This is a genomic window from Spiroplasma endosymbiont of Glossina fuscipes fuscipes (assembly GCF_049669535.1).
Taxonomy (GTDB): domain Bacteria; phylum Bacillota_I; class Bacilli_A; order Mycoplasmatales; family Mycoplasmataceae; genus Spiroplasma.
The window spans coordinates 1,003,193-1,023,079 of record NZ_CP187162.1 but is presented as its reverse complement, the minus strand read 5'-3'; the positions used below and the strand labels follow the sequence as shown (position 1 = coordinate 1,023,079).

Below are 19,887 nucleotides of genomic sequence, written 5' to 3'. Positions count from 1 at the left end.
TTTTATTAAGGGGAGGAACATTATGGCATTTCAGAAAGTGCTACCATATCAGGGTAATTTAATTAAATATGATTTAATTATTAAAGAGCAAAAAAATATTGTTTTAAATGTTAATAATGGCAAAATTAAAGTTTCAGCTCCTAGTCATGCTCATGACTGAGAAATTGAAGCTTTAATTTATAAAAATATTAAAAAAATTATTACTGTAATGGATGTCCATGATAATTATCGTAAAATTGTGATTAATCCTGATGGAACTGGTTATGTTTTTGTCTTTAATGAAAAGTATCCGTTACAGTTAACAACAGAAAATGTTCATACGAAAATTATTAATCGCCAATTATTTTTAATGAAAGATGCGGGCAGTTATGATGAAAATGTTAAAAAGTTACATCAATTTTTAAAACAAAAATTTGGTTATAAGTTTGAACAATTATTGGATAAATGAGCAACAACAATGGGTTTAACTTATAAAAACTTATCAGTGAAGGTAATGACTCGAAAATGAGGTGTTTGTTATCCCCAAACTGAAAAAATTGTTTTGAACACAAAACTAATTCATTTTGATCCAACAGTCTTAGAATATGTTATTGTGCATGAATTATCCCATTTAGTTCATCATAATCATTCGAAGCCATTTTGATATTATATTGAACGATATATGCCAAATTATCAGGAAAAAGTTGAAATTTTAAAAAAACCAGGAATTTAAAACTGGTTTTTCCTTTCTTAACTTACTATAATTGAATAAGGAGATGAAGAAATTATGCTTTATATTACGAACCAAAAAGATAATAAAAATATTAATGATTTTATTTTTAAACAATTAGAAATTACCCCAATTAAATTAATGGCAAAAGCAGCCGAGGGATTATTTAATCATGTTAATTTAACGGTTAATAACTTTTTAATTTTCAGTAATGGGGGCGATGGCCTTGCCTTGGCAAAATTAATTAGTGATTATGATGCTAGTAAAAAAGTCCACGTTTATATTTGTGCTTCTAAAGCGACTTTTGATGCTACAAAAACACCAGAAGTAGCACATTACTATGAGCAATTAAAGACTTTATCTAATGTAACAATTAGTTTTTTAAGTGATGATCTTGATAAGATATTGTTATGATCTGAATTTATTATTGATTGTATTTTTGGGATGGGTTATCATGGCAAAATGGCGCCAGAAATTAGTGAAATTATTAAGAAAATAAATCAAGTTCAAAAGTATGTTCTTGCTTGTGATATTCCTAGCGGGATTGATAATGATCGTGGTACAATTCCAACGATTGCAATTAAAGCAAATAAAACGGTTACTTTTTTTACTTATAAAACAGCATTTATTAATTATGATATTATTCCTTATTTGGGAGAAGTTGTGGTATGACAATTAGGTTTTCATCCGCAAGCTGTAAATGATATTTGTTCGCAATTAGTTAATAATAATTTGTTTTATAGTAATAGTGTGCAGTTACACTCACGACCACTAATTTCCCACAAGGGAACTTATGGCAATTTAATGATTTTTGCTTCAAGTTTAGAGTATTTAAATGCCGGAACATTAGTCGCAAATATGGCGTTAAATGCTGGGATTGGTTTAGTAATTTGAGCGGTTTCACCAGAAATATTAGGAAAAACCAATAATACGGCTCCGGAAATTACTTTTTGTGATTCTTCTGATCGTGGTCGGATTTTAGATTTATTAACAAATAAAGTTAATATTATTGCTTATGGAATGGGAAGAGGTAAAACAGAACGAACATATAATACTTTAAACTATATTTTAGATAATTATAAGGGATCGATTGTTGTTGATGCGGATGGAATTAATGTTCTAGATTTACCATTATTGCGTAAGTTACGTGGCCGTGGGGTTTTAACCCCCCATGTTTTAGAATTATCACGCTTAATTGACAAAAGTGCTGAAGAGATTTTACAAGACCGGGTAAATATTGCAAAAGAATTTGCTAATAAATATAAGATCATTGTTGTTTTAAAAGGTTATCAATCAATTATTACCGATGGTAATATTGTTTATATTAATGGAACTGGCAATCCTTATATGGCGGTTGCTGGGATGGGTGATACGTTAACCGGCTTAATTGCTAGTTTAATTGGGCAAAGTTATGAGTTATTTGAAGCCGCTATTATTGGAACTTATCTTCATGGTTTTGCGGGTGATGAAATTTCACAATATAAAAAACCAGTGTTACCAACAGATATTATTGAACAAATAGGTTATGTTTTAGCAGAATTAATTGATTCTAAAAATGATTATTATAATTCAGCAAAATAAAATGGGGTCTTTTTTCTTGGTGGTTAATTAAAATAATGGTATTATTACCTGATATAATTAATAAAACAAATTAGGGCAAAAATAAAATTCAATGGGGAGACATTATGCGTCAAATTTTAAAGAGTTATTTAAAATCATATTTTAAAAACTGAATTGAAGCCGCAGGCTTAATTCTTTTTGTAATTATTATTATTGCTACGATTGTGGGAATTTTATCAGGCGCATTACAATATAAACTAAAATATAATGATTTAACTCGAACTTCGCAAAAATGAGATTATTTTTTTGTTGGCGCTCCTAATGAGTATAATGATAACTTTATTGAAAATTATTATTTGCATAATGAATTTATTGATAAAAATAATCATAAAATTAAAGTAACGGGACCAAACGAAGAAGCAATTTTAGATGAAAATAGTATTTGATGAAAAACAATTGAAGCAACTTGTCAGGCAGTACCTAATCCGGCATTTGCAAAGACTTGTCGTCTTGTTCAGATTATGAATAAACTAGATGAAATTGAAACAAGTCGTGGCACGAAGACAAACATTGATGGTGTTAATCCCATTGCCTGATTATATTTTAAAAATTATAATTATAATTACAATAAAGAATTAGCGACAAGGTTATTAACTCAGACTATACCAGCAGCATATTCAGCGGGGGTTTTTGAAACAATATCAATTACGCAACAAACTTCCCCAAATTATAATTTTGCAATTACGGCTGCTGTTGTTCCAAATTTAACCAACACCGGGAAGGTTAATTTTAATCAATTAAAGTTATACCACGGACGCTTACCAACGGCGGATAATGAAGTTGTTATTAGTAGCTTATTTGCAGAACAAAATAAATTTAAAATCGGTGATATTATTAACATTATTCCAACCAAACCAGAATTTAGTTTAAAAATTGTTGGCATTGGGAATAAATTAGATAATTTTATTACAGTAACAAGTGGGGGTTTACGTCCGGCAAATAATAATGACATTCGCCAGTACGGAGTTTTATTTACAACTCCAGCAATGCTTAGCGCCTTAGCAGATGCTAATGCTAAAGGTGAATTAGGAATTAATAAATTTAGAACATGACAAAAAGTTTTAATCAAGTTAAATGATGCTAGTGCAATTTTGACTTTAAAAAATGATTTGCACCAAGCTTATATTAATCCAACAACAACATTAATTGCCTATGATGATGGTTATATTGCAACTCAAACACAAAACATTAATATTCAAATTATTCTATATAGTGCTGTTGGTAGCGTTTTATTATTTTTAGGTTTTATTTTTATTAACTATACTATGAAAAAGGAAATGAATAAGACTAGGCGTCAAATTGGAATTTTTAAATCATTTGGTTATCGCACAACAGAATTATCATGAGTCTTTTTAACAAAATTCTTTTTAACAATGTCCTTGGGGGTTGCATTAGGTTATTGTTTTAGTATCCCAATTCAGTTGTATGTTAATACCTTATATACTTCGGGGTTATTAATTCCGTTTGCCTTAATTTATGCACCATGACAATTTATGTTGATTTTGTTTTTGCTAATTCCAATCTTTTTTACCGGACTATTATTTTTATTTATTTATAGTTATCTTCGTAAACCAAGTTTAGTGTTAATTAACGGTGCTGGGAAGTTACATTTTAATTTTTTAGTAACGGGGATTAAACATATCTTTCGAAAAACTAGTTTTTTATTTCGAATTCAATTAGCATTTACTTTAAAAGGATTTTTTAAATGAATAGTAGTAATGTTTATTTTCTTTATTTTATCCTTATTATTTATTATTCAGTTTAATGCTTCTGATATTTTTAGTGATATTGTGCAATTATTCAGTAATGTTTATCAAAAAAATGTTGATCATCGTTTTCAATTTCCTAGTACATTAATGATGGCGAGTCAATATCAAACCCCAAGTGGGGAAGAAAAATTACAATTAGTTAATAATAACCATTTTCGGATGTTGCCAACCACAAATGTTGAAGTTGAGCAAGAAAAATCACTGGCAGCTTTTAGAACGCTTGCTGCTGAAATTCACAAAAATCCGCATGATGCTGCTAATTTAATGAAATTACTTGCTTATCAACCGATTTATAAGTCAGTTTATTTGGCTGATTTAACGCAAATTATTAATGATTTATCAACTAGTGGTGGGTTGCCACTACCAGATTGATTAAAAAACATTGTTAATTGAACGGGGATCATTGATCAAAGCCATGTTAAAACTGTTCTTACTTTTAATACGTTATATTATAACCCGCAAACTGAACTACCATTAGTTAATTTACCAGTAACACCAAGTATTAATGAAGCAGCAGTCATAAATGATGTTGTTTTAAAAGGAATTGAACCGCAAACTTGAGCTAAATTTTATCAAATGCAAGGAATTGATCAGCAAGTTGTTGCAAATTTATTAGCAACCCCTTTAAGACGGGTAGCAATTCCAGCTATAATTTCTGAAAAAATGGCACGGTTGAATAATTTACAAGTTGGTTCTTCATATGAATTTACCGTTAAAAATACTTCAACACCATATAATATTTCGATTGTAGTAAAAGGGATTATTAAAAATGATACAACTCGTCGTAATATTTTTGTTAATGCTGATGTTATTCGTTATTTTTTCCGTGATTTTCATGGACAACCAGTTCCAGACTTATATAATGGGGTAATTTCAAAAGAAATTATGGTGCATGATAAAATTAACCCAAAAGATTTATTAACGGGAAAACAAAATTATAAGATTACATTGCAAAACCTTACAATTAATATTTTTAACTATGATGTTACTGATAGTTTACAAAAGATTATGCAAACTGTAACTAGTGATGGCAGTGATATTAGTATTTTTACTGGTCCGAATAATGTTGAAATGATTGCGTTGCAAAAATTGTTAGCACAAGCGGGACTGGGACTCTTAAATGATTCCTTGTTAATTTTACAAATTTTAAATGGAATGATTATTTTTATTATTTTAGCAGTAATTACATCATCAGTCATTGACGAAGCAAGTCAAATTATTTTAACAATGCGAGCATTAGGATATAAACCACGGCAAGTAAACTTTATTATTATTGGTAATTATGTCCTTGGAGTTTTATTGATGTTGTTATTAGCATATGTTATTTCATTACTGGTGTGATACTTTGCAATCGATATTATTCTTCACCAATTTAAGTTTGTTATTAATTTACCATTAAATTGACAAACTCCAGTCAAGGTTGGAACTATTATTGGTGCCATTTTAGTACTATCGTGATCATTATCAATGTATTTGGTAAAAAAACGTAAACTAAATGAACTTACAGAATAAAATAGGTTATAATATAATTATAAAATTTCAGATTAAATCGTTGAATTAGGAGTAGTACTTTCTGACTTAAGACACAGAGAAGTTATGGTTGGTGAAAATAACTGCTTAGTTGATTAGGAATTCACCTAAGGAGAGCTGCTAATCCCAGCCGGATTATTATTTTGATAATAATTTCGTTAACTGTAATTAAGACTAATTTATTAGTAAAAAAGGATGGTACCGTAAGTTAATTACTCCTTGTTTATATTTTTTGATATAAGCAAGGTTTTTTCTTACTCAATAAATCATTCGGCAAGAAAGGAAAAGGCCATGGAGAAAGAATTAGAATTATTATTTACTCAAGCAACTAACAAAATTGCGGCAGCAACAACTATTGCTGAACTTGCGGCTTTACAATTGGAATATTTAGGAAAGAAATCAACTTTAAATGATCTTTTAAAAAAAATGAAAGATATTAGTCATGAAGAACGCTTAACTGTTGGAAAGCGAGCAAATGTTATTAAAACAACGTTAACGGAATTATGCCAAACAAAGAAAAGTGAATTAGAGAGCACAATGGCAATGGCAATGTTAGAACAAGAAAAAATTGATTTATCATTACCAGGGTATAATTTAACGTTAGCAACAAAACATCCGTTAAACCAAGTTATTGATGAAATTTCACAATTATTTCAAGAGTTAGGTTATGATATTGTTTTTGGAACAGAAGTTGAAGATGATGAATATAACTTTCAACGGTTAAATTTACCAATTGGCCATCCAGCGCGTGATATGCAAGATACCTTTTATATTACTAAAAATACGTTATTACGGACACATTGTACAAATATGACAGCGCGGGCAATTTCACAAATGAAAAGCAAAGATGAAATCATCGCGATTATTTCAACGGGGAACACTTATCGCCGTGATGATGATGATGCAACACATTCGCACCAATTTATGCAAGTGGATGGTTTTTTAATTGCTCCGCAAACTAGTTTTGCTAATTTGAAATGAACAATTCAGTATTTTTGTCAAAGAATGTTTGGTGAAGATACCAAAATTCGTTTACGGCCAAGTTTCTTTCCGTTTACGGAACCTTCAGTTGAAGTGGATGTTACTTGTGTTAATTGTCATGGCCAAGGTTGTTCAATTTGTAAACAAATAGGATGAATTGAAATTATGGGAGCTGGAATGATTAACCCACTTGTGTATCAGGCTTGTGGCCAAGATCCAGAATTAGCAGGATTTGCCTTTGGAATTGGAATTGAACGAATTGCAATGATTAAATATGGGATTGATGATATTCGCCGTTTTTACACGAATGATGTTTGCTTTTTAGAACAGTTTAAGAAATTTGATTAGGAGGTCCATGATGATTATTACAAGAAAATGATTAAATAAATATATTGATTTTGAAGATATTAGTAATGATGAGATTGTTGCAGCATTAAATAGTTTAGGGTTTGAGGTTGAACGTACCCATAATTTTGATCGTAATAGTAATGTTGTTTGTGGCCGAATTCAAGTTGTAAATGAAATTTCTGATACACATCTAAAATTTTGCTTAGTTGATACGGGTCAAGAATTAGTGGACCCAATTGTTTGTGGTGCTAAAAATCCAACTGAAAATGGTTATACTGTTGTGGCAAAATCAGGTGCTGTTTTAGCAAATGGTCTGAAAATTGAACCCCGCCAAATTAAAGGATATGCTTCTGAGGGAATGTTATGTTCCTTAAGTGAATTAGGAATTGCTGAGAAGTATTTAACAGTTCAAGAAAAAGATGAGATTATTTTAAGTTTTAATGAGAAAGAAGTTTCTTATGATATGATTGGCGCTGATGATGTCTTAGCAAAAATTGGTTTAACAGATTATTTGTTTGAAATTGATTTAACATTAAATCGTAGTGATTGCTTAAGCGCTTATGAATTAGCGCGGGAATTAGCTCGTTATTTTAAGTGGGAATTATATCCTTTAGAACTTGAGTCAACAGAAAATTTAAAAGAATATCAGAATCCGTTAAAAGTGGTGTTAGATTCAGTTGCTGTTCAATCAGCAATTAGTGTTAATGTCAAGTTAACAGCAGAGCAAACTCCATTAAAATTATCCGAACGAGTATGATTAAAAATTAATGAATATCAATCAAATAGCGCTGATCCATTAGGAGATCTAGCAATTAAAACAACGTTAGAAACAGGACAGCCATTATTAATTTATGATTTTGATAAAATTAAAGCAACATTAAAAATTACTGATAATTATGAAAATAAAACTTTTGCAATTAATAAAGGTGATTTAGTTGTTGTTGATGGTGATGAATTTGTGGAATTAATTGGGGTGCGGGTAAATCCAATGTATGCTGTAAGTGCTAAGACAAAAGAGATTACTGTTTTAGCACTACACTTGAATCATATTGTAATGCGTCAACAACAACGGAAAGTTGGGATTAGTAATATTAACTTACAACGTTATATTAAACCGCTTAGTTATGCAACAGTTGGTTTAGGATTGTCACGTTATTTATACTTATTAAAAATTAATGGTTTTTTAGAAGAATTATCTGTTTTAAATTTTATTAAAGAATATAAAAAAGCCGTTGAACCAATTAGCATTAGTTTAACTGAAATTAACCAGTTGATTGGTCATAATTTTCAGCTAGCAGATATTAAAATCTTATTAGAACCATTAGCATTTCGTTTACAAGAAACAGGGGGAAAATTGTTAGTAACGCCACCAGTAACAAGAACAGATATTTTTCAAAAAGCAGATTTAATTGAGGAAATTGCCCGCTTGTTTGGTTATGATCAAATTATCCCACAACCACCAATGCTTCCTAATTTAGCAAAAGCAAAGCGTCCAGATGAAAAAACAATGCGAAATTTTGAAACATTTTTATTAAATAATGGTTTTTATCAAGCAAAAACTTATGCCTTAGTTAGTGCGAAAGAAATTGAAAATTTTAACTTTTTTAATTATCAAAAACCGTATCATTTATTATCGTCATTATCACAAGAACATGAAGTAATGCGCTTAAGTTTAACAAACAGTTTATTAGAGAGTGTTGTTTATAATAATGCACGGAATAATAAAAATGTAAAATTATTTACCGTGGAAAAGATTTACGCAAATGATGGGGAAAGTTATTATCATGGGGCGTTTGTTAGCCAAACTGAAATTGTCCAAAATAAAGTAACTGGGGAAAAACTAACAAATTCATATTACTATATGAAAAGTTTATTAGAAGCTTATTTCGAAAGTGAACAAATTGATCTTAATGCGTTAACTTATCAAAAAGCACCAGCAAATAATGTTTATCATCCATATCAAACCAGTGAAATTTGATTAGGAAAACAATTGTTAGCAGTAATTGGGGTAATTCATCCAGTCTATAGTAAAGAACATGATTTAAAAGCACCAGTTTATTTTGGTGAAATTAACTTTGAAGTAATCTTTAATTATCCTGCTAAAAAAAGAACTTTTTTTACTAATCTTTATAAGTTTACGCCAAGTAGTCGTGATATCTCAATTTGAGTACCAAACGAATTAAGTTATCAAGATATTAAAAAAACAATTTTAACAGAAGTTAAAGATGTTGTCACAACAGAAGTGATTGATCAATATTTTGATGAAAAAGCAATGCCAAAACATCATGCTTTAACAATTAGTTTCACTTTTAATAATATGGCAAAACAATTAACAGAAGCAGATGTTAATCAACAATTTGATAAAATTAAGGCTAATTTAGCAAAACTAAAATTACAAATTCGTTAAAAAAATGAAATAGGTAAACCTATTTCATTTTTTTAACATATTCATGTCATTCATCAATTGCCAAGTAATAATCTTGATATTCTTCATTATGGGTAGGATGGTATTTAGCAATTAACATCCCAAATATTATATTAATTAACATTAAACGTGAAACATAACGAGGGTTATCAATATAAAAATTTAAAATTTCCGTATTTTCTAAAGTTAATTTTTGTAAATTAGCGGGTCCTTTATATTCTTTGTTGATTGTTAGTAAAATAATTTGAACATTTCGTTTTGATGCAATTTCGATTAAGAAATGATATTCAGCGTCTTGTAAACTTTTAGAAACTAAGATTAAGAGATCTTCTGATCCAAGCGTTTCAATGATTTGAATTGTTGCATAATAGTTTGATAAATAAGTTGAATTATATTTTAAAACATTTAAGTGGAGATTTAAGCTATCACAAATTAAACTATGACGGCTAATGCCCCAAATAATAATGCGGTTACTATTATGAATTGTATCAATAATTCGTTCTAACTGGTTCATTTTTAAATTGCGATAAGTTTCATCCAGAGCATAGGTGTGTAATTTATAAATATTATCAATAACATTATGTAAGGTTGTGTCATCTTTTTGAATATCAAATTCTTTAATATTATTATATTTTCCGGCAACTCACACTTTAAATTTACTATAATTTTCAAAACCTAATTTTTTAATTAATCGACTTAACGTTGATGTATTAATAAAAAGACTGTCCGCTAATTCGTTGATAGTTAACTCTAAAACACTTTTAATATCGTTATTTAACTTTTCAATTAATTGAATTTGCAATTCAGTTAACTGGTTCTCTTTGTCATATGTTATTATTTTCATTTTGGCTCCTCATTTTTACACATTTAGTATTTAAAAATAAATGTATAGTTATATTATAACAATAATTTTCCAAAAAAATTTTATTCATCAAATTAATTGTAGTAAAAAATCTGTTAAAATTAATAGTAAATGGGGGAAAATAATGATTTATACAGAAGCAGATTTGATCAAGCAACCAATAATTTCAATTGAAACACCGCTAATTATTGCTGATGAGGTACTAGCTTATTCACCAAATATTAAAGCGCTTAATGGTGTTGTTATTAAAGGAACACTTACTTATCATTCAAATTTAAATGCAATTAATGTTGTGGCAACAATTCAGGGTGAAATTATTGTGGAAGATGCACGAAGCTTAGAACATTTTAAGGTGCCAATTAATTTAAAATGAAACGATGAATATAGTTTTAAATTTTATAAAAAAAGTGATATTAATTATTTAAATGAACAAAACTTTGATATAATAAAATATGCGTGAGATGAAATAATTATGAATATTCCTATTAATTTATCAAAAAATAGTGATAAAATAATTAGTGGTGATTCAACTTGGCAAGTTTTTTCTGAAGAAGAATTTGCAGCATATCAGGCCACACAAGTGGATTCACGATGAGAACAATTACACGAAAAATTGGTTAAAACGACAAAGGAGGGGAAATAATGGCAGTACCATTTCGCAAAACATCCAAACAGGCAAAAAGAAAACGCCGTACTCATTTTAAATTAGTTGGGGCAACTTTAATAGCATGTAAAAACTGTGGGGCAACAATTAAGCCACACAGAGTTTGTCGTGAATGTGGATATTATAAGAATAAAGAAGTTGTTAGAGTTGATTAATTTAATATTTCATTAATCTGAGAATCTTGTTAAAGATTTTTTTTTTTTTTTTTAGTCAAACCAGGGGGATGAATTGGGGAACCTTAATAAAACTTGGCAGAAAATTAAAAGTTTTGATATTTAAAAAATGTTCTTTTTTGTAAAAAAATTACTAAAAGTGTTGCAAAGTGGGAAATAGTATCATATAATATGTAGGAAAGTGGGGGAGAATGGGATAAAATGGCATTATTAGGAACTTACAACCATACTTTAGATGATAAAGGAAGATTAACAATTCCTTCTAAAATGCGAGAGCAATTTAAAGATGAAAAAGTCTTTATATCTCTTGGTTTTGATGGTTGTATTGATGTTCGTAATGAAGAAGAATGATTGAAGTGAACCGAAAAAGTTGCTTCAACAGGACAGGCCACACCCGAAGGACGGGCATTGACGCGGAAAATTATGTCAATGTCTGATGAAACTACTTTCGATAATGCTGGACGAATTAAGATTTCGTCTATTTTACAAAATAAAGCAAGTATTACTAAAGATGTTGTTGTTATTGGAAATAACGATCACCTTGAGTTATGAGATCCGCAAGTTTGAGAAAATTATATTGACCAAGCACCAGGAATGGAAGAAGCGGCGAAGAACTTTGAGGAAAAAATTTAAGTTATGGAATTTAAACATCAAAGTGTTTTATTACAAGAAGCAATTATAGGGTTAAATATTATTCCCAACGGGATTTATGTTGATTGTACCCTAGGGCGAGCTGGCCATAGTCTTGAAATTTTAAAACATTTGGCCGCTGGAAAATTATATTGTTTTGAACAAGATGATGATGCAATTGTTGCTTCGCAACAAGTGCTACAACAAAGTAATTACCATAATTATGAAATTATTAAAAATAACTTTGTTAATTTAGCTGCTGAATTACAATTACGCCAAATTAAAATGATCAATGGAATTTTATATGACCTTGGTGTTTCATCCCCCCAGTTAGATGATGACAAACGGGGATTTAGTTATCGTTATGATAGTGTGTTAGATATGCGAATGAATCAACAACAAGCATTAACAGCTAAAACGGTTATTAATACTTATTCTGTTGCTGCGTTAGCAAAAGTTTTTCAAGAGTATGGTGAAGAACCATTTGCAAAAGTTATTGTTAAAAATATTGTTGTTGCTCGTGATGAACAACCAATTGAAACAACATTTCAATTAGTAGCAATTATTAAAAAAAGTTTACCGCAAAAAGTTCTAAAAAAAGCAAAACATCCAGCAAAACGTGTTTTTCAAGCGTTACGGATTGAAGTAAATCAAGAATTATCAGTTTTACAAGCATCGTTAGAACAAGCAGTTACAATGTTAGCGGTTAAAGGACGGTTAGTTGTTATTTCGTTTCATTCCTTAGAAGACCGGATTGTTAAAAAGTATTTTCAAACTCTAACACAAGATCCAAACTATGAAATTAATCAACAATTACCAACGGTATCACATTTTGAAAGTAATTACCGCATTATTACCAAAAAAGCAATTGTACCAGCGTTGGATGAACAAACACTTAATCCTCGCAGTACTAGTGCAAAGTTACGAATATTAGAACGGGTGAAATAATATTCGACTAAAAAAGATATTAAAAGGAGGTGAACGAAATGGACTATAAGTTAAAAGAAGTCTATGCTGTGTTAGAAATTAAAAATTATAGTTTTAGTTTTATGGTTGGTGTTTATAGTGAATCACAAATTAAAGTGCTTTATAAAAGACATCTTGAATATCGCTTTTCAGACAATGGCATCATTATTGATGAAAAAAATGTTGCAAAAGAATTAGCGAGTTTAATTAAAGATGCTAATCGCCAATTAGGAATTGAAATTGAACGGGTGGCAATTACTGTTCCGGCTAATAATATGACAATTAAAACTTCAACCAAAATGCTAAATTTAACACATGATCGTCTGATTACGAAAAATGATATTGATTCATTAATTACATTAGCAAAAGAAGTACCGTTATTAGATGATGAAACAGCGTTCTTTATTAGACCATATCGTTACATTCTTAATGAACAAAAAGCATTATCAGCGCCACCAATAGGGCAGGCGGCGTATAAAGTAAGTATTAAGGCAATTGTTTATGTAACAAAAAAACAAATTATTCAAAGTATTTTTGCTACTTTAAAATATGCCAAAGTAGAAATTATGGGTATCCTTCCAGAAGGGTTTAGTCTTGCGTGGAATCTTGCTTCGCCAGTTGATTTACAGAACGGGATTACAATTATTGATTGAGATTATGACAGTATTAAAGCTTACGTCTTTGTTCGTGAGACTTTATGTGACCAGATTATTATTCCGGGTGGAGTTAAAAAAATTATTAATCGGTTACGTCATATCTTAAATTGTGATAATAAGCAAGCACTAAAGTATTTATATAAAATCATTAATTTAAATAATAATAGTAAAGATAATTTAATTATTTATAGCAAATATGATCATCAACAACAAAAACAATTAAATTTTACCCATTATGATTTAAAACAAATTGTTAATCATGTTTTAAACGAAGAAATGGAAACATTAAATGAAAAATTGGCACATAGCTTAGGGCGCTATAATTATTCAATGGTTGTTATTGGTGAAATTTTACGAATTAGTGGGTTTAAAGAAACCTTATTAGCTTTAAATAAAGACCGCAACATTTCGGTTTATACTTCTCCAACTTTAGGAGCAAAAGAAACATGAACAACAGGATTATTAGGAAATATTTATTATCAACATTTAGCAAACAAAGTTAGTGCAACAAATGTTCAGTCAGTTGATCATCGCTATATTCGCTATTTAAATAATAATCCTGATAAAAAAGGACGAATGCTGCCACCTGATGGTAGTGGCCAACCAGCAATTCCTGGCGGGGCATCACAAGGGTTAGTGAATCTTAATCAACAACATTTTAATGGTTCACAACAATATCATCAAAAATATTACCAAAACATTAAATAAATAGTACAATATATATATAAAAAAATGGAGGAGTTAAGGTTATGGACAATTTTGATAATTATGAACAAGTTGCGTCAATAAAGGTCATTGGAATTGGTGGAGCTGGTAATAATGCTGTTAATAGGATGATTGAAGCTGGAGTCCAAGGAGTGGAATTTATTGTTGCGAATACTGATGCCCAAATTATTAGTGTTTCAAAATCAAAAAATAAAATCGTATTAGGAAAAGAAACATCAAAAGGACTTGGTGCTGGTGCAAATCCTGATGTTGGACGTCAAGCAGCGATTGAATCAGCAGAGGAAATCAAGGAAGCTCTAAAAGGAGCTGATATGGTTTTTGTTGCCGCTGGAATGGGTGGTGGAACCGGAACTGGAGCAGCTCCAATTATTGCAAAAATTGCAAAAGAGCAAGGCGCATTAACAGTCGGAATTATTACGACCCCATTTTCTTTTGAAGGACGTGCTCGTAACAGTTATGCGATTCAAGGAACGGAAGAATTACGCAAACATGTTGATTCATTAATTATTATTTCAAATGACCGTTTATTAGAAGTCATTGGGGGAGTGCCATTGAAAGATTCCTTCAAAGAGGCGGATAATATTTTGCGGCAAGGAGTACAAACAATTACTGATTTAATTGCGGTACCATCATTAATTAACTTAGACTTTGCCGATATTAAAACGGTAATGAAAAGCAAAGGTAATGCTTTATTCGGGATTGGAATTGGTTCTGGGAAAGACAAAGCAATTGAAGCTGCTAACAAGGCGATTATTTCACCATTATTAGAAGCTTCAATTCGTGGGGCAAAAGATGCAATTATTAATGTTACTGGTGGAAACACATTAACGTTAAACGATGCGAATGATGCTGTTGATATTGTTAAACAAGCAATTGGTGGGGAAGTTAATATTATTTTTGGAACAGCTGTTAATGAGCATTTAGATGATGAAATGATTGTAACAGTTATTGCAACAGGGTTTGATGAAGATGAAAATTTTCTAAACCCCGAAAATAATTATCGTGCTTCAATGGAAGAGTATGAAGAACTTGCACCAAAAGCAACCCCGCGTGGAGATGCTGATGAAGGCGAAGCGGATCAAGAAGTTGTGCGTAAGCGCCCAAGTTATTTTAATAGTTTACAAGAAAATGTTGGTCGTGAAACGGCAAATGCAAACCGTCGAATCAATGCGTGGAAAGAACATGTCAATGAAAATAATCGCTCAGCTGATAATGATAGTGATGATGACGATGATGATTTACCACCATTTGTTCGTCGTAGTTGATAATAATGAGTATTTTTAAGAAAAAACCCAAAAGTATTTACGATTCTCAGTCCCGCATTGATTTTAATGACACTGCTGTTGAATCAATTGTCCAAACTGACCACAAAGAAGAACAAACCGCTCCAGCATCAACTGTTCCTTTCCGAAAGGTTACTTTTGATGCGCCAGAACCAGCGCGAAACGTGACTAGTAGTGAAACTAGTTCAACGATGAGCACTGGTTTTGTTGCGGATAGTTATAATGACGCTCCAAAAATGGCGGACTTATTATTGAACAAAGGACAGTTAGTTGTTCATTTGGAAAAGTTATCAAAAGAAGAGCGTGTTCGTTTGTTAGATTTTATGACCGGGGTAATGTATGCATTTGATGGTGCTGTTCAAAAGTTAGAACATAAAACTTATCAATTTACGATTACAAAAGATGCTTAATAAGAACCAATTATTACAACATTACCAGCAAGATTATGATTTAGTTAATAAGATTAAAGGATGGTGTGTTCAAGCACAGCAAGGAAAAATTGTTGCAACGGATTTTTTGGATTTACGCCAGTTAGCGATTTTAACCGCTATTTTGCGCCAAGAAAAAATAACGGATTATACCATTCATGCGCCATTTGTTAATGGTTTTCGCAAGACGGTTAGTTTTAATAGCACCGAAGATAATACGATTGTGTTAGCAGCACCGCAGCCAACCCCCATGATTTTGCAACACCATGTTTTGCTGGGTTTTATTTTAAACCAGCTACAGTTAGATTTACGGGTAATTGGTGATTTATATGTCACGCCAACAATGATTTACTTGAGCGTTTTAACCAAAATTGCTCCTGTTTTTACCGATACTTCAATTGTAATTCAAAAGCACGTTTTAACGTGGCAAGAAGTAGCAGCTCCTGTTGTGCTTGATCATCAATTTACGATTTTTACGAAAACAGTTAAAAGTTTACGGTTAGATGCTGTTGTTAGTGCGATTTGTAATTTATCTCGTCAAAAAGCACAAGCTTATGTTCAAGCAGATAATGTTTATGTCAATTTTTCAGTGGTAAATAATAAGACTTTTCAAGTTGCTTGTGATATTATAATATCAATAAGGCGGTATGGTCGTTTTAAAATTAATGAAATTATTCCTAGCAAAAATCAACATTATCGAATTACAATTGCAAAATTTGCATAAAAAGTAGGGGAAATTATGGCAGAACAAGATAGAGACTTACGAACAGTTATTCGTGAACAGAATGAAATTATTGAAAAGTTAACATATGATAATCGCCAATTAGTACAACGGTTGCAAGAACTTCAACATTTAGAACATATTTCGTGATATAATATTGAAAAATCACGGGAAGCTTTTGAAGTTGCTAGTCATAATGCCGGTCGTATTATTATGAAAGCGGTTGATTTTTCATATGCGTTTAAAGATGAAATTGCTGTTTTATTAGAAGAAATTGACCGTCAACGACATAATCCACAAAATGTCTTAAAAGTAATTGATGAGTTTTTAGAACGAAATAAACGAATTTATGCCTTTTCGATTAATGATGGTGAACGGATTACCGAAATGATTAAGAAAGAAATTATTAACAAAATTAGATAAATAGTGTAAGATTTATTTATAAGAAAACAAACCACAATTATTTGGCCCTTTTATCGCAGCAAGATTAGGATGATGAGAGCTAATTATAAAACCCAAATAATTATCCCTTGTTTTTACAACTAAAAAAGCATTGTAAAAAAAGGTAAATATTGAACAAATATTTATAAAGTAAGATGGTACCGCGCCATATCGGCGCTCTTATAGTCTTACTTTTTTTATGACAGAAAGGAACGATTTTGATGAACTATAAAGATACCTTATTGACCCCAAATACTTTATTTGAAATGAAAGCAAATTTAACAGAAAAAGAACCAAAAATCCAATTGGAATGATTACGCAACAATGTTGTTGCCGCACGTTATCAACACAACCACGACCAACCACCGTTTATTTTACATGATGGCCCTCCTTATGCTAATGGCGACTTGCATGTTGGTCATGCGTTAAATAAAATTTTAAAAGATTTTATTGTTCGTTATTATAACCAAAAAGGTTGATACAGTCCGTGAATTTGTGGGTGAGATACTCATGGCTTGCCAATTGAAACAGCGGTTGTAAAAAGTGGGGTTGATCGAAAAACAACACCACCAGTTGTATTTCGCCAAATTTGTCGAAAATACGCCTTAGAACAAATTAATAAACAAATTGAACAATTTAGTCGTTTGGGGTTATTTAGTGACTTTACAAATCGTTATGTAACTTTAGATTTGAAATATGAATTAGAACAATTACGGTTGTTTGAAACAATGGTCCAAAAACAGTTGATTTATCGTCAGTTAAAACCAATTTATTGGTCGCCATCAAGTGAATCAGCTTTAGCAGAAGCTGAAATTGAATATGAAGAATTACCTGCTCCCTCAATTTATGTTGCTTTTGATGTTACAATAGGGAATAAACTAATTAGTCCGGGGACAAAAATTGTGATTTGAACAACAACGCCATGAACAATTCCAATGAACCAACTGTTAGCTGTTGGCGCAGAAATTGTTTATGTTGAAGTGTTAGTCCAGGGGGAAAAATATTTAGTTGCCAAAGCATTATTAGAAGACCTTCAAACAGTTATTGGGTGAGAAGATGTTCAAGTTCTCCAAGAAGTGCTGGGAACAGCCTTAGTGGGAATTATTACAAAACATCCGTTATATAATCGGGATAGTATCGTTGTGCTTGGTCATCATGTTACAACTGATGCTGGAGCCGGAATTGTTCATACGGCATCAGGGTTTGGTGAAGATGACTATCATATTGCGCGTGCTAATAATATTCCGATTTTTGCCCCATTAGATGATGAGGGAAAATACACCAAGGAAGTTGGTGATGAAACATTAATTGGTGTTTTTTATGAAAACGCCAATAAAATGATTGGGCAACGATTGGAACAAACTGGGGCGTTATTAAAATTAAAATTTATTAAGCATAAACATTTAATTGATTGACGAACAAAAAAACCGGTTATTTATCGGGCAACAGCACAATGATTTGTTTCAATTGAAAAAATGAAACCAGCATTGTTAGCGGAAATTAAAAAAGTGCAATGAAATCCCCAATGAGCAGTAAAGCGAATGGAAACAATGATTGAAAATCGCCAAGATTGATGTATTTCACGTCAACGGTTATGAGGAGTACCAATTATTGCTTTTTATGATGAGAATAATGTTCCCCAATTTAATTCGGAATTAATTGACCATGTTATTAAGCTCTTTCAAGAAGCAAAGACGACTGATATTTGGTTTGAATGGACAGCTGACCAATTGTTACCACCAGCTTATCAAAATCGCCACTGACGAAAAGAACAAGATATTATGGATGTATGGTTTGATAGTGGGGTTAGTAATTTAGCGGTGACAAAAGCGCACCAGTTACCGCATCCGGTGCATGTGTATTTAGAAGGAATTGACCAATTTCGGGGATGATTTAATTCTTCGTTAATTACTTCAGTTGTGGCAACGGGACAAGCACCATATCAAGTTGTTTTATCCCATGGTTTTGCTAATGATGAAAAGGGTCAAAAAATGAGTAAGTCGTTAGGAAATGTTATTTCGCCATTAGCAATTACTGATCAATATGGGGCTGATATTTTACGAATGTGAGTTGCCGCGGTGGATTATCGTGATGATGTTAAAATTGGACCAGATATTTTAAAACAAGTTGCCGAAGCGTATCGAAAAATCCGGAATACATTGAGATTTTTATTAGCTAATTTAATTGATTTTAACGCAGCAACTGACTTGCAAGATGATTTAGCTGAAGTTGATTGATATGTTTTACATTTAGCTCGTGAATTTCAACAAAAAGTTAATCGTGGTTATGAAGAGTTTAACTTTAATAATGTTTATATGTTAATTAATAATTTTGTCACAACAACATTATCGAAGTTTTACTTAGATTTTATTAAAGATATTTTATATATTGAAACAATGACCTCACCACGACGTCGAGCAGTTCAAACAACGTTATATTATTTATATCGTATTTTAAGTGATGCTTTAAAACCACTTATTCCGCATACAATTGAAGAAAGTCACAAATTTATTAAGTATCCACAGCAACAAAGTTCGGTTCATTTAGAAGAAAACTTTGTCTTTACGAAATCAATTAGTTTAGAGTTAGTGGCAAAATGAGAACAAGTTTTAAAATTACGTGATGATGTTAATAAAGAATTAGAATATCGTCGTGAACGCAAGGAAATTAAAAAATCGTTGGAATGTCAATTAACAATTGCTTTAAAGCCACCTTATGCTAAATTAGCAGCAATTGCTGATTTGCATCAAATCTTTATTGTTAGTGAAATTATTTTTACTACTAACCACAATAATTTAACAGAGTATGAAACAAGTTATATCACAGCGCAAGAAAAAGATGGTTTTAAATGCCAACGTTGTTGAATGATTTATGAACATTTAAATACTGAAAATAATGACATTTGTGATCGTTGTTTTAATGTTTTATTAGCAAAAAATGTGCGATAATAATAAC

16 protein-coding genes are annotated in these 19,887 nt (G+C 31.0%); 15 read left to right on the top strand and 1 reads right to left on the bottom strand.

Annotated elements, in window-relative coordinates; translation table 4 throughout:
• Positions 1 to 22 precede the first annotated feature (22 nt).
• The 5 genes from ACOBWH_RS06065 (at position 23) to pheT (ending at position 9,364) form a co-directional block, all read left to right on the top strand.
• Complete coding sequence (locus ACOBWH_RS06065) at positions 23 to 712, top strand: M48 family metallopeptidase (protein WP_424526075.1); 690 nt, start codon at positions 23 to 25, stop codon at positions 710 to 712.
• 54 nt (positions 713 to 766) lie between these two features.
• Complete coding sequence (locus tag ACOBWH_RS06060) at positions 767 to 2,290, top strand: NAD(P)H-hydrate dehydratase (RefSeq protein WP_424526073.1); 1,524 nt, start codon at positions 767 to 769, stop codon at positions 2,288 to 2,290.
• A 104-nt stretch (positions 2,291 to 2,394) separates the two neighbouring features.
• The gene (locus ACOBWH_RS06055) at positions 2,395 to 5,610 is read left to right on the top strand and encodes an FtsX-like permease family protein (RefSeq protein ID WP_424526071.1); all 3,216 of its coding nucleotides are present in this window, start codon (positions 2,395 to 2,397) and stop codon (positions 5,608 to 5,610) included.
• A 309-nt stretch (positions 5,611 to 5,919) separates the two neighbouring features.
• A complete protein-coding gene (pheS, locus tag ACOBWH_RS06050; RefSeq protein WP_424526069.1) occupies positions 5,920 to 6,957 on the top strand; it encodes a phenylalanine--tRNA ligase subunit alpha in 1,038 nt (345 codons plus the stop codon).
• Positions 6,958 to 6,964: 7 nt separating this feature from the next.
• Entirely contained in the window at positions 6,965 to 9,364 is a 2,400-nt protein-coding gene (gene pheT, locus ACOBWH_RS06045; RefSeq protein ID WP_424526067.1) for a phenylalanine--tRNA ligase subunit beta, read from the top strand.
• 19 nt (positions 9,365 to 9,383) lie between these two features.
• Here the strand turns inward: pheT and ACOBWH_RS06040 are convergent, their stop codons facing one another.
• Positions 9,384 to 10,226 carry a MurR/RpiR family transcriptional regulator gene (locus ACOBWH_RS06040; RefSeq protein WP_424526065.1) on the bottom strand — a complete coding sequence of 281 codons (843 nt, stop codon included), beginning with the start codon at positions 10,224 to 10,226 and terminating at the stop codon, positions 9,384 to 9,386.
• Between the two features lie 142 nt (positions 10,227 to 10,368).
• Between ACOBWH_RS06040 and ACOBWH_RS06035 the strand changes: the two genes are divergently transcribed.
• From ACOBWH_RS06035 to ileS, 10 genes are all read left to right on the top strand, one after another.
• Entirely contained in the window at positions 10,369 to 10,887 is a 519-nt protein-coding gene (locus ACOBWH_RS06035) for a YceD family protein (protein ID WP_424526063.1), read from the top strand.
• The gene (rpmF, locus tag ACOBWH_RS06030; RefSeq protein ID WP_040093245.1) at positions 10,887 to 11,063 is read left to right on the top strand and encodes a 50S ribosomal protein L32; all 177 of its coding nucleotides are present in this window, start codon (positions 10,887 to 10,889) and stop codon (positions 11,061 to 11,063) included. Before ACOBWH_RS06035 ends, rpmF begins: the two co-directional genes overlap by 1 nt.
• Before the next feature lie 219 nt (positions 11,064 to 11,282).
• Positions 11,283 to 11,714, top strand: coding sequence for a division/cell wall cluster transcriptional repressor MraZ (mraZ, locus tag ACOBWH_RS06025; protein WP_070406927.1), 432 nt, complete (start codon positions 11,283 to 11,285; stop codon positions 11,712 to 11,714).
• Positions 11,715 to 11,717: 3 nt separating this feature from the next.
• Positions 11,718 to 12,659 (top strand): 16S rRNA (cytosine(1402)-N(4))-methyltransferase RsmH, encoded by a 942-nt coding sequence (gene rsmH / locus ACOBWH_RS06020; protein WP_424526061.1) that lies wholly within the window; start codon positions 11,718 to 11,720, stop codon positions 12,657 to 12,659.
• Positions 12,660 to 12,697: 38 nt separating this feature from the next.
• Complete coding sequence (locus ACOBWH_RS06015) at positions 12,698 to 14,041, top strand: cell division protein FtsA (protein WP_424526059.1); 1,344 nt, start codon at positions 12,698 to 12,700, stop codon at positions 14,039 to 14,041.
• Positions 14,042 to 14,082: 41 nt separating this feature from the next.
• Positions 14,083 to 15,327, top strand: a complete 1,245-nt coding sequence (ftsZ, locus tag ACOBWH_RS06010) for a cell division protein FtsZ (protein ID WP_424526057.1) — start codon at positions 14,083 to 14,085, stop codon at positions 15,325 to 15,327.
• 2 nt (positions 15,328 to 15,329) lie between these two features.
• On the top strand, positions 15,330 to 15,752 hold the full coding sequence (locus ACOBWH_RS06005; protein ID WP_424526055.1) for a cell division protein SepF: 423 nt from the start codon (positions 15,330 to 15,332) through the stop codon (positions 15,750 to 15,752).
• Positions 15,745 to 16,494 (top strand): hypothetical protein, encoded by a 750-nt coding sequence (locus ACOBWH_RS06000; RefSeq protein ID WP_424526053.1) that lies wholly within the window; start codon positions 15,745 to 15,747, stop codon positions 16,492 to 16,494. Before ACOBWH_RS06005 ends, ACOBWH_RS06000 begins: the two co-directional genes overlap by 8 nt.
• Positions 16,495 to 16,509: 15 nt before the next feature.
• A complete protein-coding gene (locus ACOBWH_RS05995; RefSeq protein ID WP_424526051.1) occupies positions 16,510 to 16,914 on the top strand; it encodes a hypothetical protein in 405 nt (134 codons plus the stop codon).
• Positions 16,915 to 17,153: 239 nt separating this feature from the next.
• Positions 17,154 to 19,880 carry an isoleucine--tRNA ligase gene (gene ileS, locus ACOBWH_RS05990; RefSeq protein ID WP_424526049.1) on the top strand — a complete coding sequence of 909 codons (2,727 nt, stop codon included), beginning with the start codon at positions 17,154 to 17,156 and terminating at the stop codon, positions 19,878 to 19,880.
• Positions 19,881 to 19,887 lie beyond the last annotated feature (7 nt).